This is a genomic window from Eubacterium sp. 1001713B170207_170306_E7 (genome assembly GCF_015547515.1).
Classification (GTDB): Bacteria; Bacillota; Clostridia; order Eubacteriales; family Eubacteriaceae; genus Eubacterium.
The window spans coordinates 59,105-80,033 of sequence record NZ_JADMVE010000007.1; the positions used below are offsets into that span (position 1 = coordinate 59,105).

General features: G+C 49.0%; 19 protein-coding genes. 18 read left to right on the forward strand and 1 reads right to left on the reverse strand.

The genetic code is table 11. The features are described 5' to 3' along the window. Positions 1 to 23: 23 nt before the first annotated feature. The gene (locus I2B62_RS16320; RefSeq protein ID WP_195270108.1) at positions 24 to 1,532 is read right to left on the reverse strand and encodes an IMP dehydrogenase; all 1,509 of its coding nucleotides are present in this window, start codon (positions 1,530 to 1,532) and stop codon (positions 24 to 26) included. A gap of 291 nt (positions 1,533 to 1,823) precedes the next feature. Between I2B62_RS16320 and I2B62_RS16325 the strand changes: the two genes are divergently transcribed. The 18 genes from I2B62_RS16325 to I2B62_RS16410 all read left to right on the forward strand — a co-directional run bounded on the left by I2B62_RS16325 (position 1,824) and on the right by I2B62_RS16410 (position 20,921). After that, positions 1,824 to 4,034, forward strand: a complete 2,211-nt coding sequence (locus tag I2B62_RS16325; protein WP_195270109.1) for an ATP-dependent RecD-like DNA helicase — start codon at positions 1,824 to 1,826, stop codon at positions 4,032 to 4,034. Continuing rightward, a complete protein-coding gene (locus I2B62_RS16330; RefSeq protein WP_195270110.1) occupies positions 4,027 to 4,767 on the forward strand; it encodes a ComF family protein in 741 nt (246 codons plus the stop codon). The genes I2B62_RS16325 and I2B62_RS16330 overlap by 8 nt, the downstream gene beginning before the upstream one ends. Before the next feature lie 101 nt (positions 4,768 to 4,868). After that, positions 4,869 to 5,654, forward strand: a complete 786-nt coding sequence (locus I2B62_RS16335) for a CpsB/CapC family capsule biosynthesis tyrosine phosphatase (protein WP_195270111.1) — start codon at positions 4,869 to 4,871, stop codon at positions 5,652 to 5,654. Between the two features lie 111 nt (positions 5,655 to 5,765). Further along, a complete protein-coding gene (gene murB, locus I2B62_RS16340) occupies positions 5,766 to 6,674 on the forward strand; it encodes a UDP-N-acetylmuramate dehydrogenase (RefSeq protein WP_195270112.1) in 909 nt (302 codons plus the stop codon). Beyond that, entirely contained in the window at positions 6,674 to 7,405 is a 732-nt protein-coding gene (locus I2B62_RS16345; RefSeq protein ID WP_195270113.1) for a PHP domain-containing protein, read from the forward strand. The genes murB and I2B62_RS16345 overlap by 1 nt, the downstream gene beginning before the upstream one ends. A 20-nt stretch (positions 7,406 to 7,425) precedes the next feature. After that, a complete protein-coding gene (gene rapZ / locus I2B62_RS16350; protein WP_195270114.1) occupies positions 7,426 to 8,298 on the forward strand; it encodes an RNase adapter RapZ in 873 nt (290 codons plus the stop codon). Between the two features lie 32 nt (positions 8,299 to 8,330). Continuing rightward, positions 8,331 to 9,347 carry a gluconeogenesis factor YvcK family protein gene (locus I2B62_RS16355; protein WP_195270115.1) on the forward strand — a complete coding sequence of 339 codons (1,017 nt, stop codon included), beginning with the start codon at positions 8,331 to 8,333 and terminating at the stop codon, positions 9,345 to 9,347. Positions 9,348 to 9,363: 16 nt separating this feature from the next. Beyond that, a complete protein-coding gene (gene whiA / locus I2B62_RS16360; protein WP_195270116.1) occupies positions 9,364 to 10,320 on the forward strand; it encodes a DNA-binding protein WhiA in 957 nt (318 codons plus the stop codon). Between the two features lie 367 nt (positions 10,321 to 10,687). Beyond that, a complete protein-coding gene (locus tag I2B62_RS16365; RefSeq protein WP_195270117.1) occupies positions 10,688 to 11,983 on the forward strand; it encodes a bifunctional UDP-sugar hydrolase/5'-nucleotidase in 1,296 nt (431 codons plus the stop codon). A gap of 15 nt (positions 11,984 to 11,998) precedes the next feature. Beyond that, entirely contained in the window at positions 11,999 to 12,622 is a 624-nt protein-coding gene (locus I2B62_RS16370) for a hypothetical protein (protein WP_195270118.1), read from the forward strand. Positions 12,623 to 12,798: 176 nt separating this feature from the next. Continuing rightward, positions 12,799 to 15,246, forward strand: coding sequence for a glycogen/starch/alpha-glucan phosphorylase (locus tag I2B62_RS16375; RefSeq protein ID WP_195270119.1), 2,448 nt, complete (start codon positions 12,799 to 12,801; stop codon positions 15,244 to 15,246). Between the two features lie 170 nt (positions 15,247 to 15,416). Next, positions 15,417 to 16,241, forward strand: coding sequence for an SDR family oxidoreductase (locus tag I2B62_RS16380; protein ID WP_195270120.1), 825 nt, complete (start codon positions 15,417 to 15,419; stop codon positions 16,239 to 16,241). 209 nt (positions 16,242 to 16,450) lie between these two features. Beyond that, positions 16,451 to 17,257, forward strand: a complete 807-nt coding sequence (locus I2B62_RS16385; RefSeq protein ID WP_195270121.1) for a LytTR family transcriptional regulator — start codon at positions 16,451 to 16,453, stop codon at positions 17,255 to 17,257. A gap of 157 nt (positions 17,258 to 17,414) precedes the next feature. Continuing rightward, complete coding sequence (locus I2B62_RS16390) at positions 17,415 to 18,428, forward strand: site-specific integrase (protein ID WP_195270122.1); 1,014 nt, start codon at positions 17,415 to 17,417, stop codon at positions 18,426 to 18,428. A gap of 428 nt (positions 18,429 to 18,856) precedes the next feature. Next, positions 18,857 to 19,396 (forward strand): hypothetical protein, encoded by a 540-nt coding sequence (locus tag I2B62_RS16395; protein WP_195270123.1) that lies wholly within the window; start codon positions 18,857 to 18,859, stop codon positions 19,394 to 19,396. A gap of 124 nt (positions 19,397 to 19,520) precedes the next feature. Then, the gene (locus I2B62_RS16400) at positions 19,521 to 20,087 is read left to right on the forward strand and encodes a phage antirepressor KilAC domain-containing protein (protein WP_195270124.1); all 567 of its coding nucleotides are present in this window, start codon (positions 19,521 to 19,523) and stop codon (positions 20,085 to 20,087) included. Continuing rightward, a complete protein-coding gene (locus I2B62_RS16405; RefSeq protein WP_195270125.1) occupies positions 20,084 to 20,695 on the forward strand; it encodes a restriction endonuclease subunit S in 612 nt (203 codons plus the stop codon). The genes I2B62_RS16400 and I2B62_RS16405 overlap by 4 nt, the downstream gene beginning before the upstream one ends. 25 nt (positions 20,696 to 20,720) lie before the next feature. Next, positions 20,721 to 20,921, forward strand: coding sequence for a hypothetical protein (locus I2B62_RS16410; RefSeq protein ID WP_195270126.1), 201 nt, complete (start codon positions 20,721 to 20,723; stop codon positions 20,919 to 20,921). The last annotated feature ends 8 nt before the right edge of the window (positions 20,922 to 20,929 follow it).

Below are 20,929 nucleotides of genomic sequence, written 5' to 3' on the forward strand. Positions count from 1 at the left end.
TTTATAAACGGCTGGAGACAGTCTTATTTAACGGTCGACATACCGTTATCCTTGAGCATAACATCGTGAGCGCCGCCCTCGACAATACTGGTAGAGGACACCAGCGTCAGCTTGGCCTTTTCCTGGAATTCAGGAATGTTTAGTGCGCCGCAGTTACACATGGTGGAGCGTACCTTGCTCAGGGTCAGGCGGACGTTGTCGCGCAGCGGTCCGGCATAGGGTACATAGGAGTCGACGCCTTCCTCGAAGGAGAGCTTCTTGTCGCCGCCCATGTCATAACGCTGCCAGTTGCGGGCACGGCTGGAGCCTTCACCCCAGTATTCCTTCATGTAGCTGCCGTTAATGTTGACCTTGTTGGTCGGGCTTTCATCAAAGCGGGAGAAATAACGTCCCAGCATGACAAAGTCTGCGCCCATGGCCAGCGCCAGGGTAATATGGTGGTCATAGACAATCCCGCCGTCGGAGCAGATGGGAATGTAAACACCAGTTTCCTCAAAGTATTCATCACGTGCTCTGGCAACTTCGATAACCGCAGTCGCCTGGCCGCGTCCGATGCCCTTCTGTTCACGCGTAATACAGATGGAGCCGCCGCCGATACCGATCTTAATAAAATCAGCGCCTGCCTCAGCCAGGAAGCGGAAGCCTTCACGGTCAACCACGTTTCCGGCACCAACTTTCACGGAATCACCATAGTGCTCGCGGATCCATTCAATGGTCAGCTTCTGCCATTCCGAGAAGCCCTCGGAGGAGTCGATACATAAAACATCCGCTCCGGCTTCCACCAGAGCCGGCACACGTTCTGCGTAGTCACGGGTGTTGATGCCGGCGCCTACGATATAACGTTTCTGGGCGTCTAAGAGCTCCAGAGGATTTTCTTTGTGGGAGGAGTAGTCCTTGCGGAATACAAAATAAAGGAGACGTCCATCTTCCGCCACGATTGGCAGGGTGTTCAGCTTGTGGTCCCAGATAATGTTGTTGGCTTCCTTCAGGCTGGTGCCCTCAGGAGCGTAGATGATTTTTTCGAGCGGGGTCATAAATTCTCTGACTTTGGTAGAAGGATCCATACGGCTGACGCGGTAGTCACGGCTGGTGACAATCCCGACGAATTTGCCGTTTGCGGTGCCGTCAGAGGTTACGGCAACCGTGGAGTGGCCTGTTTTTTCCTTTAAGTCCAGAATGTCCTGCATGGTGGCATCTGGAGTTACATTGGAATCACTTGGTACAAAACCGGCTTTATAGGCCTTGACCCGGGCGATCATCGCCGCCTCGTTTTCCACGCTCTGCGAGCCGTAGATAAAGGAAATGCCGCCCTCAGTCGCCAGCGCGATGGCCATTTTTTCGCCGGATACGGACTGCATGATGGCCGAGGTCATGGGAATATTCATATATATTGAAGATTCCTCACCTTTCTTGAATTTTACGACAGGGGTTTTCAGGTTAACATTAGCCGGCATACACTGTGAAGAGGAATAACCTGGTACGAGCAGGTATTCGCTAAAGGTACGGGACGGTTCTTCAAAATAAAAAGCCATAGATTTAGTTTCTCCTTCTTTACTTTAATAAAATAAATCAGCACTTAATTACAAGAAAAGCAATAACCACGGATATTTGAGGCTATTGCTTATTAAATGTAATTCTGGTACGTTTGTCAGTACGATCTGTTGTAAGCTTTAGTATATGGTTTTTCGGTCAAACTGTCAAGGCGAAAGGGCAGCTTTTTAGGCGAAAATAAACTGTTAACCGTTGTCAAGTTAAAGGTGAAATGATTGCGAACGGGCGTGCGTTGGTGTATAATGTTTTTAACAATAGCGAAGGGGATATTTATGGAGACCTTAAAAGGAACAGTAGATCACATTATTTTCCATAATGACAAAAATGGCTATACCGTAGCGGATTTTGACGTAGACGGCCAGATGGTAACGGTCGTCGGTAATTTTGAGGAGCTGAAGGAGGGTGAGTTTTTAAAGCTGACAGGCTTCTGGAAAGAGCACCAAAGTTATGGTGAGCAGTTTCAGATCGAGAGCTACGCGCTGGACCTTCCAACCTCTGAGGAAGGCATCATCCGTTACCTGAGCTCAGGGCTCCTTCCTGGGATTGGTGAAAAGACAGCTATCGAGATTGTAAACCATTTTGGAACCGATACCCTGGATATTCTGGACAACAGCCCGGACCGCCTGAGTGAGGTCCACGGCATTGGAAAAAAGACGCTCGACAAAATAAAAGAGGTGTACAGCGAGCAGAAAGAAATCCGGGACGTCATGATCCAGATTCAGGAATACGGCATTTCCTCAACCTATGCCATGAAGCTTTACAAAACCTATCAGAGCGATACGGTGCGCATCCTTTTAGACAACCCCTACCAGATTATCAGGGATGTGCGTGGTATTGGCTTTAAAATAGCCGACCAGATCGCCGCTCAGCTTGGTTTTGAATCCCAGAATCCAAAGAGAATTCTCTCAGGCATCAGCTTTTGTCTTCAGGACTGCTACTCAAGAGGCAACACCTATATGACCGAGAAAGACCTGATCGAATACAGCGCGGGCATCCTCGGGGTATCAAGGGAGGACATTGAGTTCCAGCTCCAGGAGCTCGCGCTCCGCGGTGATGTGCGCCTGGAGTTCATCGATGATGAACCGGCCTATTACCCATCAGCCCTTTTCGAGGCAGAAGATAATGCCGCTCTGTCCATGGTGCGTCTGGCCAATGCGGTTTTTGAGACGCAGGAGGTGGACATCCCCGCCATGATCACCGCTTACGAGGAGGATATGAGCATCCACTTGGATAACCGTCAGGCTGAGGCCATCGAGACGGCCATCGAAAATGGCATCGCCATTATCACTGGGGGGCCAGGCACCGGGAAAACAACGATCATCAACGGCATCGTGTATATTTTTAAGCGTCTGGGGATGAAGACTGTGCTGGCTGCGCCCACGGGACGGGCCGCCAAACGCATTACAGAAACCACCGGGGAGCCGGCCAAGACCATTCACCGGCTTCTGGAATACGACTATTCCGGCGACGATGATTTTCCGTCCTTCAACAGGGACGAGGAAAATCCGCTGGAGGTCGACGCCATCATACTGGATGAAGCCTCCATGATCGATATTGTTCTGCTCAACAGTCTGCTTGAGGCCATCAAGCCCGGCACCCGCCTGATTCTGGTCGGTGACGCCGACCAGCTGCCCTCGGTGGGGCCTGGAAATGTCCTGCAGGATCTGATTGAGAGCGATGTGGTAAAGGTGGTGCGTCTGGACCGTATCTACCGGCAGTCAGAGGAAAGCATGATCTCCATAAACGCGCATGCCATCAATGAAGGGATGATGCCGGAAATCAACAACCAGTCGGATTTTATGCTCATCCGGACAATGGACCCCGACAAGGTGCTGGATACGATTTTAGATTTGGTAGCCTGGCGTATTCCGGAAAAAAAGGGGTTTGACGCCATGAAGGATATCCAGGTGATCTCACCCATCAAAAAAGGAAAACTCGGCGTTATTTCCCTGAATAAGGAGCTGCAGGAGGTCCTGAACCCGGCGGCGGACTACAAAAAGGAAAAAGCTTTTGGGACAGTGGTGTTCCGCGAGGGGGACAAGGTCATGCAGATCAAAAATAACTACAAGCTCAAGTGGGAGGATATCCACGGCTTTGAGACAGGAGAAGGCGTCTATAACGGCGATATCGGCAACATCACACGCATCGACGAGTACAATAAAACCTTTGAGATTCTGCTGACTGACGATAAAAAGGTTCTTTACGAGTTTGATCAGCTCGATGAGCTGACACATGCCTATGCGATGACTGTCCACAAAAGCCAGGGCAGTGAGTTTCCTGTTGTGATCATGCCGATGGTGGGGGGGCCGCCCATGTTTTTAAATCGCAAGCTGCTTTATACAGCGGTCACCAGGGCCAAAAAGATGCTGATGCTCATTGGTCCTCAGAACTATTTTTACCGTATGGTAAAATCTGGCGATACCAATGAGCGGCGTACGGCGCTCAAACAGCGGATCAAAATGTACGGAGAGCTCAATGTCTGAGCCTGGTTTTAAGAAGGGGCTGCGGGCGCTGCTCAGGGAAATGCTGTTTTTACCGAATGGGGTCTGCCCAGTGTGCGGCAAGGTGCTTTTCAGGACAGAGCGCTATTTATGTGAGCGTTGCGAGCAGTCATTGCCAAGGGTAACCATGCCTGCCTGCAGATATTGCGGAAAGCCGCTGCCCGAAAAGGGACTGGATTTTTGCGGTGACTGCGGCCCGCTGGAGAACCCGGTGCTGGACGGCGGTGCCGTTTGGCTGCACTACAGCGGCTCGGGTAAAAAGCTGGTGCACAGCCTGAAGTTCGGGCATTTACCCCAGCTCGGCGTCTGGATTGGCCGGCAGATGGCTGGCGCCGTAAAGGAAAGGGACTGGTCAGAGGAGCTGGAACTGGTGGCCGCCGTGCCCCTGCACGAAAAACGTCTGGAGGAGCGCGGCTATAATCAGAGCGACTGTCTGGCCGAGGGGCTGGCAGCCGCGCTGAAGCTGCCCTATGAGAGAAACGTCCTGAAGCGCCTTTACGATACGCCCCATCAAATCGGCCTGGGCCGCGAGGAACGCCTGGTTAATCTGACCGGCGCCTTTGGCGTCACAGAGAAAAAGGCTGTGGCCGGAAAGACCATACTGCTGGTCGATGACGTCAACACGACGGGCTCTACCCTGCGGGAGTGCGCAGAAATGCTGAAGCTGGCAGGTGCTGAGGCCGTGTACACAGCGGCCTGCGCCGGGGCGCAATAGCAGGGCATAAGGTGCCGCAGCCCGAAGACCTTTAAGTTTTCATTGCGAATATCTGTAAATTCTTATATAATAGGGTTAGCGAAACACAGGGGGACGATAAAATGATTGATATGCATAATCACGTACTATATGGCGTGGACGATGGTGCTCAGAGCATTGAGGACAGTGTGGAGATGCTCCTTAAGGCAAAAGAGGTAGGCTTTTCAGGCGTTGTCTTAACACCGCATTACATGTGTTATCAGAACTTTACCTCACCTGCAGTGGAGAACAGCAGACGCTGTGAAATCCTGAAAAAAATACTGGACCGTCTGGGGCTGGAGCTGGATTTATATTTAGGAAGCGAGCTCTTATATGAATATAAGCTGGTCGATTTAATCGACAAAGAAGAATTTACGACCCTGGCCGATACCCCGTGGTTTCTTGTAGAGACAATCCGGCACGGCGGCACCGCCATCGGTGTGCAGAATTTTATGCAGAAGCTTAAGGAAAAGGGCTATAAGGCCATTTTAGCCCACCCGGAGCGCTATGATTTTGTCCAAGACGACCCCAATGTGCTGCTGGACTTTATGAAAAGCGGTGCGCTGATCCAGTGCAACTACCTGAGTCTTATTAGCTATTACGGTGAGCCGTCCAGACATACCCTTGAGATTTTACTCAAGCACCGGATGGTGCAGCTTATGGGGAGCGACGCCCACCAGGTAGAAGGCTACGAACGTTATCCTGAGGCCAGAGCCGCAGGCATTGCCCTTGTCGGAGAAGAGGAATGGGACCGGATCATGTGCCGCAATCCAGAGCTGCTGATTCGGAATGAAGGCGGTATCGCCGTTAACCCGATTCCTTATACAGAGGAAGTGAAGAGTAGCGTTATTCCAAAAACGTTCTTGTAAATCAGAGAAAAAAAAGCCAATCCTGTTAAAAGGATTGGCTTTTTTAATGTTATCGACGGCTTTAGTATGGTATAATAATACGGATACCCTTTGGAAGGAACGAGTAAGAGAATGAATAAAGAAATGATCAAGAATAAACTAATGGACGTCATTGCATCAGAAAGGATTTTATGCGATGAGCCCATGAAAAATCATATTTCCTTTAAAGTAGGAGGACCAGCGGATTTTCTGGTGGTGCCGGAGAGCTGTGAGGAATTTGTGAAGGTGTTAGCCTGTTGCCGTAAAAACAATGTTCCGTTTTATGTCATGGGCAATGGAACCAATCTTCTGGTGAGAGATAAAGGCTACCGCGGCGTCATGATAAAAACCCGTCAGCTCTGCAGAATTGCAGTAGAGGATAGCGGCATCAGCGCAGAGCCGGGATCATTGCTCAAGGACGTGGCCGAAGCGGCCCTTGAGGCCAGCCTAACAGGTATGGAGTTTGCCTCTGGAATCCCCGGGTCACTGGGTGGGGCCGTCGTTATGAATGCTGGCGCCTATGACGGAGAAATGAAGGATATCATCCACTCCATCGAAGTTGTGACAGAGAACGGCGATATTTTGGAGCTGCCCATTGAAAATTGCCGTATGGGCTACCGAAAGAGCATTGTACAGGAAAATCCCTGGTTTGTCACAGGTGTAAATCTGTTGTTAAGAAAAGGGGATTACAATACCATTAAGGCAAAGATGGACGACCTGAACGCGCGCAGAAGAAACAAGCAGCCACTGGAATACCCCAGCGCGGGCAGCACCTTCAGACGTCCCGAGGGATATTTTGCCGGAAAACTGGTTCAGGACTGTGGCTTCAAGGGCTACTGCGTAGGCGGGGCACAGGTATCCGAAAAGCACAGCGGCTTTGTCATCAATAAAGATAACGCCACTGCTGATGACATCATCACCCTGATTCAGACTATTCAAAAGAAAGTAAAACAGGACTTTGGTGTGGATATGCGCACCGAAGTAATCATGATAGGAGAATAATGAAACTACTCTGCGATATGCACACCCATACTACCTACAGCCATGGCAAGAACACCATTGAGGAAATGGTAGAGCAGGCGCGTGCACTTGGCCTCAGGGCGATCGTAATTTCAGATCATGGCAGGAGCCATCCCATGTTTGGGGTGCGTAAAAAGAATTTCGAGAAAATGCGCCGGGAAATTGACGCGCTTAATGAAAAGTACGACGATATTGAGATTTACCTTTCGGTGGAATCCAATATCACCGGAGCCGACGGCAGCATTGATATCGGAAAAGAAGAACGGCAGTACTGCGACTGGATCTATGCCGGGTACCATTACGGTTACATACCAGCCAGCATAAAAGACGTTTTTCGCTTCGCCATCCGAAATTATCTGACCGTAGTATTCCCGTTTATGAAGGAAAAAACGCGGCGAATTAATACCGGCGCCTATCTGAAAATGATGGATCGTTATGCGCTTAAGATGATAACCCACCCGGGCGACAAGCTGCCGGTAGATATTGAGCCCATTGCCAAGAAAGCCGCTGAAAAGGGCGTGATCCTTGAGATTAACCCAAGACACAGCCACCTGAACAGCGAGGAGCTCAAAATTGCCTTAAAGTATAATGTGCGGTTTGCAGTCAACAGCGATGCCCACAGTATCCAGGCGCTGGGGCAGGTACAGTCAGCAGAGGCCATCATAAAAGAAGCCGGTGTTCCCTGTGAGCGCATTGTCAATATTGAAGCATAACACTACTTAAGGGAGAAACTATGAAAACTATTATCGTCACAGGTTTATCAGGAGCAGGAAAATCACAGGCCATACAGATTTTAGAAGATCTGGGCTATTTTTGTGTCGATAATCTTCCGCCAAAACTGATTAAAACCTTTATCGAGCTGTGTGAGAATACCGGCGCCGAGATTGAGAAGCTGGCGCTGGTAACCGATATCCGCGGGGATATTTTCTCAGAGGCCTTTCAGAACTCCCTTATCAATTTTAAGGGCGGCAGCAAGGACATTGAAATGCTGTTTCTGGAAGCCGATGATGAGACGCTGATCACCCGCTATCAGGAATCAAGGAGAAAACATCCCCTGACAGGCATTGCCGGGAGCCTTTCCGAGTCCATCAGGCTGGAAAGAGAAAAAATGAGCACCTTCAGGCAGGAAGCCGACTACGTGATCAATACGACCGACATGAGCAATAAGGAGCTGAAGGCAACACTAGAAAAAATTTTGCAGTCAGAGAGCAGCGAAGCCTTTACACAGGTCAATATTGCCTCCTTTGGTTTCAAATATGGACTGCCCATGAGTGCGGATTTCGTTTTCGACGTCCGCTTTCTCCCCAATCCATTTTATAAAAAAGAACTCCGCAGCAAAACCGGTGAAGACCAGGAAGTACGCGATTATGTCATGTCCTTTGAGGAAGCGCGCGAATTTTATAAAAAGGTCGAAGATCTGATCGAATTCGTCATTCCCCAGTACAGAAAGGTCGGGAAGGAGCATCTGGAGGTTGCCTTCGGCTGCACGGGTGGACAGCACCGCTCGGTCACCTTTGCCTACCTTGTCGAGGAGGCTTTCCGGAAAAAAGGCTATCTGACCAAGATCAGCCACCGCGACATCACGAAGGACCGGGAAGCCAATTAAAAGCCTTACCAGGTTGTTAGGAGAAAAATACCATGGAAATGAAAGAATATATCAGGGAGTTTACCCTGAAGGATATCGTCACCGTCCGTAACCCCAAGGTGGTTGCACTGGGCGGCGGGACGGGCCTGTCCGTTATTCTGAGAGGCCTGAAAAAGTATACCAACCGTCTCACGGCCATTGTAACCGTGGGAGACGATGGCGGAAGCTCCGGAATGCTGCGGCAGGATCTGGGCATTTTGCCGCCAGGCGATATAAGGAACTGTATTCTGGCGCTGGCTGACGATGAGAATGTTATGCAGTCCCTGTTCAATTACCGCTTTACCGAAGGCGGGCTGGAGGGACACAATTTTGGAAATCTGTTCCTGGCGGCCATGAATGGCATCAGCAATGACTTTTACGACGCGGTCCGGCGCACCTCAGACGTTCTCCAGATCAAAGGGCGGGTACTGCCCGTTACCCTGGATGATATGACGTTGAACGCTACCCTGGACAATGGCGAGACCGTTGTGGGTGAGTCGCAGATACCAAAGGCCGTTTGTGAGAAGAGCTGCCGGATTAAAAAAATCTTTCTTAAGCCAGATAAAATCGAGCCCTTGGAAGAAACACTCGAGGCCATCAAAGTAGCTGATATTGTCATTATCGGGCCGGGAAGCCTTTATACAAGCGTCATTCCCAATCTGCTTGTGGGTGGGATTGAGTCGGCCATCAAGGAAAACAGAGGGCGTAAATTTTATGTGGGAAATATCATGACCCAGCCTGGGGAAACCGACGGCTATACCCAGTATGACCACGTCCGTGCCATTGAGGCGCACCAGAAAATAAAAGAGCGCAGGCTTTTCCAATACTGTGTTTTTAACAGCGGTGACCTGCCCGACTATGTGGCGCGACAGTATGAAAAATACAACTCCGAAAAAGTGGCAATCGGCGAGATGCTGCCGGAATACCAGTACGTGACCGATGATTTTATCATCGTGGAAAACGGAAGAATCCGCCACGACGCGGACCTTCTGGCAAGACGGATTTTTGAAGCTTATGTAAACAGTAAATAATGGAAGGAAGATTTGCGTGAGTTTTTCATCAATGATTAAAAAAGACCTCAGCGCTTTGGAGCCTGAGTCCGATGGCTGCGCCCGGGCGGAGCTGTCCGGTATGATCGCTTCCACGGCGGTGATTGAGGTCGGAGAAAAATCCCGGATGTCCCTGAGCTTCAAGACCGAAAACCCAGCTGTGGCAGGGCGGATTTTTAAGCTGATGAAAAGGCTTTATAGCGTTGCGCCAGAGGTATTTATCAGAAAGACCAGGAAATTTAAGGAACACCGCTATTATACCGTTGGACTTGAAGAAAATGACACGGTTCAGCGGGTGTTAAAGGATACGCGTATCCTCAGGCATAATGCCAAAGGACAGATTTTCTTTACCAATGAGGTACCCGGCCTTTTTTTGTCAAAGCAGCGCTACATGAAAAGCTATATCCGGGGGGTGTTCTTGGCCTGTGGGTCCATCTCAAATCCTGAGAAGACCTATCACCTGGAGCTGGTATGCCGCCAGAAAACCTATCTGAACAGTATCCGGGAGCTTTTGGAGCAGTACGATATCAAGGCGAGCCTGATCACAAGAAAGGGAAGCTGTGTTCTCTATATGAAGGAGAGCGAGAGTGTCGCCGGATTTTTAAATGTCATCGGTGCCCACAAAGCTTTGCTGGAAATTGAAAATATCCGCATTATTAAAGAAATGCGAAATGGCGTCAACCGCCAGGTCAATTGTGAAACCGCTAATATGAACAAAACCGCTGCGGCCGCCTACGAGCAGATTGACAACATTCTCTTGATCAAGGAAAAGACCGGGCTGCATAAGCTGCCCAAAAACCTCTTTGAGATGGCAGAGGTCCGGTTGAACTATCCAGAGCTGACAATTAAAGAGCTGGGAGAAAAAATGGATCCCCCGGTAGGAAAATCCGGCGTATACCACCGTTTGAAAAAGCTCAATCAAATGGCAGAGGAGCTTCGGAACAGCGGAGAATAGCCCAAAACCTTAAGGAAAAAAGTTTTCGGTACCCCGGAGCCGTTATTGGATACAGAGGACTTGCTGACCGGGAAAATAGCGATTATAATAAAAGTGAGATTGTATTGCCGTACAGGAAAGTTCACTTTTCCAATCTCTCATTACCTACCTACCTCGGATTTCTTTTCTGTACGGCTATATCTTTATTCGGATGATAAAATGTGAGCGAAGCAGCAAAGCTTCGGAAAAAAGCAGGACAGGGGCAGCCACCCGTCCTGCTTTTTTTGTTTCAGGGTGAAAATTTACAAAGGGTTAACAGAGGAATTACCAGGGTACATTAAAAGAGTGATATAATGCCATTAAACTTTACAGGAAAGAAGACAGTCCGATGAAACCCAGAAAAAGCCTGATTATTTTAACCACCAATGACCTGCACGGCGCGCTGGTAAGCAGCCCCGGGGTTATCGGTGCAGACTATACCGCAGCCCTTAAAAAATACTATAAGGATGCCCTTTTGCTGGATGCCGGCGATGCCATACAGGGCAGTGCGCTGGCAGCCCTGAGCAAGGGCAGAGATGTTATTACGCTGATGAACGCAGCCGGCTATGACGCCATGGCCGCCGGAAACCATGAATTTGGCTATGGCTTTGACACACTGGTCGCAAACGCGCGCCGCGCCGATTTTCCCATTCTTTCGGCCAACAGCTTTCGGGACAAAAAAACATTGCTGGCCGGAGAGGCTTACAGCCGCGGTCATAAAATCAACAATGGCGCCTATACTTTACTAAAAAGGCAGGGAATCACCATTGGTATCTTTGGCTTGACGACGCCGGAAACAGCCAACGGGGCAGGACAGGAAGAACCGAAGGAAATGCGGGGAATCCGTTTTAAAAGCCCTCTGCACATCAGCCGGGAGACCATTAAGAAATTAAAGGAGCTGGGCGCAGATATTATTATCTGTCTGGCCCATCTTGGAATAGACCCCGGCAGCGCGCCGGAGAACCAGAGCGTCGGGCTTGCTGAAGCCCTGGGAGAAAACAGCGGGCTTGACATCATCATCGACGGGCACAGCCACTCCGTATTTGAGGAAAAGAGGATCAACGGCATTCTTTTACAGCAAAGCGGAAGCGGCGCCCAACGGATCGGGAAGATCACCATTGATCCCGAAACACATGAGACGAGCGGGGTCTTTTTAGAGGCGGAGACTGTCAGAAAAAGCTGCAGGCCAGACAAAAAGGTGGCCCGACTGGCAGACAGGCTGGTAAATGGCTACGCGGCCAAGCTGTCGCCTGTGGTGGCACAGATCCGGACAACCCTGTGGGGCGGTACAGTCAACGGGATCAATGAAGCCCGGATTGCCGAGACCAATCTGGGAGATGTGATAACCGACGCCATGGCAGACGCGGCCAGGGAACGCTTTAAAAACCAGATGACCGGCAGCTGTATTTTTGAAGCGGTGCCGGTCATTGCGCTGCACAACGGCGGCGGCATCCGTGCCAGCCTTCACCCGGGACAGATAACCGCCGGAGACTGCCTGGATGTGCTGCCCTTTGGCAACCGGATCTATTTCCGGGAGGCAACGCCAAAAATCCTGTATCAGGCATTGGAAAATGGCGTGAGCCGCGTCAGGGGACAGAACCCGGAGACTGGCAGAATCATTGGAGCTGGCGGCGGCTTCCCCTAGATTTCCGGTATTCGCATGGTGTACAGTCCTGACCGGCCTGTGGGCAGGCGCGTATTGTCGGTAACGCCGGACGACGGACAGCCACTGGACCGGGAGGATCACAAAACGCCAGTGATTCTGGCCATTGACGAAGCAAAGATTAACGGCGGCGATGGCTACACCATGCTCATGAACCTTCCTGAGCTTGGCGACGCCGGTGTTCTGGAGGAGGTATTCAGAGCTTATCTCACCAAAATGACAAAGGAAAAAGGCATAGTGGAGCGGTGGCCCTCCATCAGCCGCATTCGTACAGTGGGAGTATACGAGCCAAAGCCCTATGATGCGTCTGTCCACGTTACCCAAAACAATCGCCCGGCTCCGGGCCGACAGGTGGTCTGCTGCATTGATGGGACAGTCTCATTCCAGACCGTTCTGGGAAAAGACAGCACGCTGCGGCTGACAGGCCTTGTGGACGGACCGCACACCATTGGCGTAGAGGGCAGTGAGGTGCTGGTTAATAATTACAGCGGCGCCGGCCTGTTGGAAGGCGGAACAGCAGTCAGCGTCAGCATCAGTGAAAAGCTCGAAAACCAGAAAGAGCTGTGCAAAATGCGCAGAAGAACCGCGAAAAATCTAGAAAGTACACGGACACGGCGTTAAAAGAAACAACCAGAGCTCTTTTCTTAAATAAAAGAAAGAAGTTCTTTAGATATAAAAGTTGATACCGTTATCTATGCAGTTATTTTGGGCAGAAAGGTTGAAAAAATCAGATATTAACGTTAAGATGGAAATAGAACGAAAAAGTTGGTTATTAATGCTGAAAGGAAATCAATAAAATGGCAATTACAAATAAAAATACAAAGCATCAAGTAAAGACAAAGGACGCCTTTAAAAAGGCCTTCATAAAAAAAGTAGAAGAAGTCTCCGGCGAAGACTTCAGCGAGTCCACCACCAGAAACCAGTACGAAGCGCTGGCAGAGCTGGTGATGGAAGAAATCACAGCCGAGTGGGCTGTAAACAACAGCCGCCTGCACAAAATGGAGGAAAAACAGATCTACTTTTTCTCCATCGAGTTTCTGATTGGCCGTCTGCTGAAAGCCTACGTCAATAATCTGGGCTGGGATAACATGGTCGAGGAAACTCTGGACGAGCTGGGCGTTGATTACGAAGCCCTACAGGCCGAGGAGCATGACCCGGCGCTGGGCAACGGCGGCCTTGGCCGTTTAATGGCCTGTTTCCTGGACTCTACGGCAGCGCTTGGCTTCCCGGGCCACGGCAATGGCATCCGCTATAAATACGGTCTTTTCGAACAGAAAATCATTAACAATGAGCAGGTAGAGGTGGCGGATATCTGGCTCAAAAATGGCTATCCTTTTGAAATTGTAAAACCGGACAAGGCCGTTGTGGTTAAATACAACGGGGATGTGCGCGCAGAGGAAGTAAACGGAAAGATGCAGTTTATCCATGAAAATTACGATCCGGTTCTGGCAGTTCCCTATGATATTCCAGTAAAGGGCTACCGGAACGATACGGTCAATTCACTGCGCCTATGGAGTGCCAAACCTGTGGAAGACTTTGACCTGTCTACCTTTAATCAGGGGCATTTTCTCAAAGCCATGCAGCGTAAATCAGAGGCGGAATCCATCAGCCAGATCCTGTACCCAAGCGACCACGGCTTCGAGGGCAAGCTGCTGCGCCTGAAGCAGGAATACTTTTTTGTGTGCGCAGGCCTCAAGCGGATCGTACGCCGTTATAAAAAACACAATCACGGCTCAATGGACGGCTTCCCGGATAAAATCTGTATCCATATTAACGACACACACCCGGCGCTCTGTGTGCCGGAGCTCATGCGGATTTTAGTGGACGAGGAAGGCTATGACTGGGATGTTGCCTGGAATATGACCATCAAATCCATCAGCTTTACCAACCATACCGTGCTGCCCGAAGCGCTGGAAAAATGGCCCATCGACATGGTGCAGAAGCTGCTGCCCCGTGTTTACCAGATCATCGAAGAAATCAACCGCCGTTTTATTAACGATATGAACTGGTTCTATCCAGATCAGGTAGACCGCAACTACAGCATGGCGATCTTAAAGGACGGACAGGTTCACATGGCACATCTGGCCATCATTGGCAGCCATTCTGTCAACGGTGTGGCAGAGCTGCACAGCAAGATCCTGCGCGAGGAAACCTTCAAAGATTTTTACGCCGTGTTCCCGGAACGCTTTACCTCGGTCACAAATGGCGTAACCCAGCGCCGGTTTATGATGGGCAGCAACCCGGGCCTCAAGACACTGCTGGATGATACCATTGGTACAGACTGGAAAAAGCCGGGTAATATGTGCAGTCTGGAGGCGCTTCTGCCCTACGCAGAGGACGCGGCCTTCTGTCAGAAGCTGGGAGACATCAAGCACGCCAACAAGGAACGTCTGGCGAAATATATCAAGGAAACCCAGGGCATTATCCTGAATCCAGATTCCATTTTCGACGTACAGGTCAAGCGTATCCATGAATACAAACGCCAGCTGTTAAACATTCTGCACGTTATTCTGACCTACAACCAGCTGCGCTCTAATCCGAATGCCGATATGGTGCCCAAAACCTATATATTTGCGGGTAAGGCAGCGCCATCCTATGTGTATGCGAAGGAAGTTATCCGCCTGATCAACGTGGTTGCAGACCGTGTCAATAACGACCCGCTGGTCAAGGACAAGCTCAAGGTGGTTTTTGTACCAAACTTTAACGTATCCGTTGCCGAAATTATTTATCCGGCTGCCGAAATTTCAGAACAGATCTCAACCGCCGGTAAAGAAGCCTCCGGTACCGGTAATATGAAATTCATGATGAACGGCGCGCTGACGCTGGGTACCATGGACGGCGCCAATGTCGAAATCGCCGAGGCAGTGGGAATGGACAATATCTTTACCTTTGGTTTGTCCGATACAGAAGTGTACAATTACAATACCCACGGCGGCTACCGCTCATTGGAAGTTTACGAGTCCGATTCACGCCTGCAGGAGATCCTCGGACAGCTGATCAATGGCTTCTTTGGCGAAAGCGCGGGCTTCCAGATGATTTATGACTCACTGCTGCTTCATAACGACACCTACTTTGTTCTGAAAGATTTTGCCCCTTATGTCGATATCCAGGACATTGCCAGCAATGTCTATAGAGACCAGAAGCAATGGCAGAAAATGTCCACCATCAATATTGCCCACTCCGGTATTTTCTCAAGCGACCGATCCATCGAGGATTATGAAAAACGGGTTTGGAAAGTTAAATAAATATTAAAAAGCTGCCGTATCCGCACACAGGTGCTGATCGGCAGCTTTTTTCGATTACGGTGAGAGCCCTTACCGTTGCCGCAGGATAAATCTTGACAAAAATTTGAAAAATGCCCGGTCAAAATCAGGTTATAATAGAGCTAAAAGAATGATTTATAAAGGAGTCCATCATGAAGAAAATATTTCCGGAACGTTTTAACAATCAGGTCATTGTGCTGACAGGCGCGGCGCGGGGCATTGGCAGGGCGACAGCCATAAGAGCGGCCAAAGAAGGCGCGAAGCTGGTTCTGGCAGACCGTCTTGAAAGAGAAGGCAGTGAAGTGCTGGCCGCCATAAAGGCAGACGGCGGCGAAGCGGTTTTTCTTTGTCTGGATTTATCGGTCGAAGAAAATGCGCAGAAAATGGTAAATGAAGCCGTGAGAATCTATGGTCAGATCAATATCGCCATCAACAATGCCGGCGTGATGGGGAATCCAGACCCTGTGCACGCGCTCACAAAGCAACAGATGGATTACACCATGGCCAATAATTTCTATTCCGTTTTTTACAGCTGTAAATACGAGCTTCAACAGTTCATGAGACAGGGAAAGGGCGGCGCGATTGTTAATAACGCCTCCATCGCTGGCCTGACCGGTTTACCGGGAAACCCGGCCTATGTGGCATCCAAACACGCAGTCAATGGATTGACCAAAAATCTGGCGTTGGATTATGCCGGCTTCGGTATCCGCGTCAATTCCGTCAATCCAGCAGGGACGGATACGCCGATGGTAAAGGAAGCCTATGAATTTGTCATACAAAAACAGAAAGAAGCCCAGGCAAGCGGCGCCTCGGAGCAAGATAGCCAGTCTATGGCAGGCCAGAAAACCGAATCCATGCTCAGGCGTGAAGCGCTGGCAGAAGAACAGGCCGCCTCCATTCTGTTTTTAGCGTCCGACGACGCAAGCCATATGACCGGGGAAATTGTCGCCACTGATGGCGGCTGGACATCATTTTAAGCCCATCACCAACGAAATTTTCAGAGACTGTCGGCTACGGCGGTCTCTTTTAGTCTGAAAAGCAGGAAAGCGTTAAAATCCACGATAATGTAAACCGCCAAAAGTCGTGACGAAAGGTGTTTTTTATGTTGGACTGAAATGATATAATATAACCAATACTTTAAAACAGACAGTGCCCTGGAAAACACTGCCGGAAAAGGAAAAAGAAGATGAAACAGGATGCCGTGGAGCTGACGCGCATGATTATGCGAAAGCATTACGAACGAGATCTGGATTTTGTGATTGAGCAGATGGCAGAAGATATTATGTGGATCGGTCCGCTTAAAAGCCAGTTTATTAACGGTTTGGATAACTTTAAAAAAATACTGGAGATTGAACAGGGGATTCCTTTTCAGATCAAAGACGACGTTTATGAGCTTGTTGGGGAAAGTGAAGACGGCTGCGTTGTCAGCGGGAAGTACACTGTCTATAACGAAGGTGTCCAAAATTATACCATGCTGGCCGAACAGCGCTGCACCTTTGTGTACCGCAGGCAGGAGGGCAGACTGCGGGCCATCCATATCCATGTATCCAATACTGCCGATAATCTGCTGAGCGACGATGAAAAATACTTTCCCTTTAAAGCAGGACACGAGAATTACGAGTATATGCAGAAATTGATTCAGGAAAAAATCGGCAAAGAAAAAAAGGTCTGCTTTACCGGGCTGAATAAAGAAGAGTATTTTGTGGATATCAACCAGATCATCTACATCGAAGCCGGGCACCGTAAAAGTAAACTGCAATGTGTGGACAAAGCCATCAATATCCGGGTGCCCATCGGCGAAATTGAAGCAGAGCTGCCAGAGCAGTTTATCAGGATCCACCGCAGCTATATCATTAATCTGGATTATGTGTTAAACGTGCAGTACCGCGAAATAAATATGTACGATGGCAGCGCTCTGCCGGTCCCCGAAAAGCGCTACCCTGAAGTACTTAAGATTATACGGGAGTATCATGAGCATCGGGCATACATATAAAAACAGATGAGTAAAACACGAGTTTAAATAAAAAGCATGGCGCATAGTTCCTTACTATGTGCCATGCTTTTTATTTAGTTTTATTATAGCATGAAAAGGAATTAAATGCTAGCATAAAATGAAATATAACAAATTTAATAAAATTAAGGAGTTCAAGATGAAAAGAATAAAAAAATTTATAAATTTTTTCGTAGGGACGGTAACAATGAACACATTATTTGACAAATGGTTAAAAAGCAAAAGGTATTTAAAGGCACAGACAAAAAGAACCTATGAACAATTAATAAATGGATATTTGCGTCCGGCATTTGGTGAGATGCCAGCTAAGGCCGTTTCAGATGAAGCAGTTCAATTACTTATTAATAATATACAAAAGGAACTCAGCCCAAAAACCGTTCATGAGATTCACCGCTGTTTGCGGGCTGTGTTTGAACTGGCAATAGAAAATAAAACGTTAGAAAAAAACCCCTGCGAAAAAATCATTTTACCTCAAAAAGAAAAGGCGAAGGCAAAAGCGTTAAGTGTAGAGGAACAGGAAAAATTAGAGAATGCTTTAGGCCAAAGCTCGAACTCATTGGATATTGCCATATTGCTGGCTTTGAATTTAGGTTTGCGGTTATCTGAGGTGATAGCGCTACGTTGGCAGGATATACATTTTTATGACAATGTAGTAATTATTAAGCATAGTATGGAGCGTACATCAACAGGAGAAGGGAATAAGACAGTCGCTCATCTGGGAACACCAAAAACGCAGAATAGCCAGAGAAAAATTCCTTTGGAATCCAATTTTTCTAAATGTTTGCAAGAGTATTTTCAGAAGCGGACAACAGCGCAAAAAAAGGCTGAAGCCTTTGTGGTCGGGAAAAAGGATGGAAATTGCTATCATGGACGAACCATTCAGCGGCATTTTAAAAAAAGATTAAAACAGCTTATGATTTCTGACGAATATACCTTTCATTCATTGAGACATAGCTTTGCAACACGCGCTATGGAAAGCGGTGTTGCGGTAAAAGTTATCAGTGCTCTGTTAGGCCACAGTAGGACGGCCACAACAACGGATATTTATCTGCATTTAAGCGAGTCATTTATTCGCCAGGAGATGATGAAAATGAAAAATTTTAAAGCGAAAAAAGGGCGATCAAAAAGAATGAGGGCAGAGCACGCCGCATAGTAAGGAACTATGCGGCACTTTTCAGATAAATAAATACCCGTTGTCAAAAAAATATAAATGACCAAAGGGATCGTAAAGGAACGTTCAAGAATTGATCTGATGATTTCATTCGAGAATTGTTCAAATGTGCTGAAAAAGAAGGCCAGACCTTCTTGTGACAGCGCATGCCCTGTGCAGTCTATTCCCGGCATAGCCTATTTCCAGCTAGCCGGTGATATAGAATCTCTCTATTTCTTGCACAGCTTGAAATACGGAGTCTCTTTTTCTACCTTCAGGCGGTATCCGTGCCAATTGATACCGCCTATATCTACCTGTTCAAAATTAAGAATATTTCCCGCAGGGGACCATATATGGACCTGCTTTTAGACAAGTGATCGCTTGCCTGAAAGCAGGTCTTTTTTGTTAGTATGTCAAAGAGGAGAATGAAAATGGGTTATGCCGCAGTGATACAACGCTTAAAAAAGGAAAATCTGGAACAATACATCAAGGACCGCCCCGATCAGTTCGAGGCCGTAGATACCGGTTATCTTGTGGAAGAAGGTAAAATATTGGTGGTTGAGCTGATCTACCACGGTCATAATGAGCAGGTCTGCCGCCATTGCCAGAGCCCGCTGAAGCAGAAAACCATGCGCCTGAAGGAAAAGGGTGGTAAGACCTATGTGGTCAATGGCCTGTCAAAAGAAATCGAAGATGGTGAAGGGCGGGTTTACGTACTCTGGGTGTGCAGCTGTGAGTGCGAGCGCTGTGCCAGACGCCAGCGGGTGCTTCCCGTCTTTGCAGGGCGCTGGATGCGCCACAGCCTGTTTACCGTGTCCTGCACTCTTTTACACCTGTTTGAAAACGATGAACTGGATGAAAAACCCCTGAAATCCCGGCGTGGACGCCCAGTTCTCACCATGCCCTTTTACGGTGAACTAAGCACCGTCTACCGCTGGCGTCAAAAAATAAAAATAATTTTCGATTCATAATAATAAAAAACACGTTTGCGCGTCTGTTAAAATCCTAATATCCTGTATTATAGAACCATCAGCAGAAGCCAGCACAAAGTGCTTTTGCTGAAATAAAACCATTATATTTTACAGGAGGTTTACGATGAATTGTAAGCAGACAACCCCAACAACCGCGGCAGAACAAAAAGGATTGCGCTTATGGTGTGTTTCATGCGCCTTAAATCAGAAAGACCGGATTTCGGGCAGCTTTGAGCGCCTGTCCAACATTGATATGCGCATTGAGCTGTGTTTTCTGGAAAAGCAGCTGACAGCCCTTCAGGAAGAATATGAGAAAAAAGCCAGAATCTATCTGGAGGACGACTGCGAGCGGCAGGCGTATAAGAGCGTCAGATATGAGGAGACCAAAGCATCAGAGGATGATATCCCTGTATCCCGCCTGGCCGGGATCATGCGGCAGGAGGGTCTGAACATTGGAAGAAACCAGCTGTACGTCTGGCTTCGGGAACGGGGCTTTGCCTGTTTTAATATCCGGTGTAACCGTAATTTACCCACCCAAAAGTCCTTGGATAAAAAATACATGACCATTGTGTACAAAGACTATGTGGAGAAAAGGAGCGGCCGGCTCAAGCAGTCTCCCGAGCTCAGGATCACCCCTGCGGGCCAGGCCTTTTTTATCCGCGCGCTGGCAGAGGAAAGAAGCAGAGTATGAACTACCTGACCGAACTTCTGGCCTTTTACAGATGGCTGGCCGGCAGCCCTGTGAGCCCGCTGCTCCAGGCCTACTGGCATCTGCTCATGTACACCAACAACCGGGCGGCCATCCAGACAGCGGAGGGCGTGTGGTACTGGCCGGCGGAGTTTAATCTGCCAAATACGGTAGCCATGCCCCTCTTAGGGATCAAAGACCGGCGGGTGCTGCTGCGACAGAGGGGGTACCTCATTAACCGCGGCCGTGTGACGTACCAGAAGGACGCTGGCCAGCGGGCAGGGGTTTACCGTATGGTGCCCTTTGATAAAAGCCTTGAGGCCATCTGGTTAAGGGACAAAAGAGAGGACCGTGTGACACAGGTCTGGGCACCGGCTGTCCCGCCAGCTGTGGGCGAGCTGTCCCCGTTAATAAACATAAACACTAAACAGGCTTCTCCATTGTATGGTTATCAGGAGAACGCCGCAAGCGTCCACGGCTTTAATCTGCTTCCTCCTCTTACCGACGAGGAAAAGGCAGAAATCAAGGCCCGCTACCCAGAGGATGATGTCGCGGCCTTTAACGCCATGTGGGCAGCGCGGGAGAGAAAACAGATGGCGGGAAAAGGATAGTATTTTAAAATTATGGAGGAATGACATGAATCGATATGGCAAAGGACCTAAAATAATCAACCGCCGCCGGGGCTACAGAGTCGAGGCGGCGTGCCGGATGAACGCGGGCTTTTACGCCCGCGACGCTGAGGAGGCTGAGGATTTGTTTAACGAGCTCAGCGCTGCGGTGGAGGACCGTTTCCCAGGCATTGTGCTTGAGGTTACAGACGTGTATGAGGATGACTGAAAAGGGGG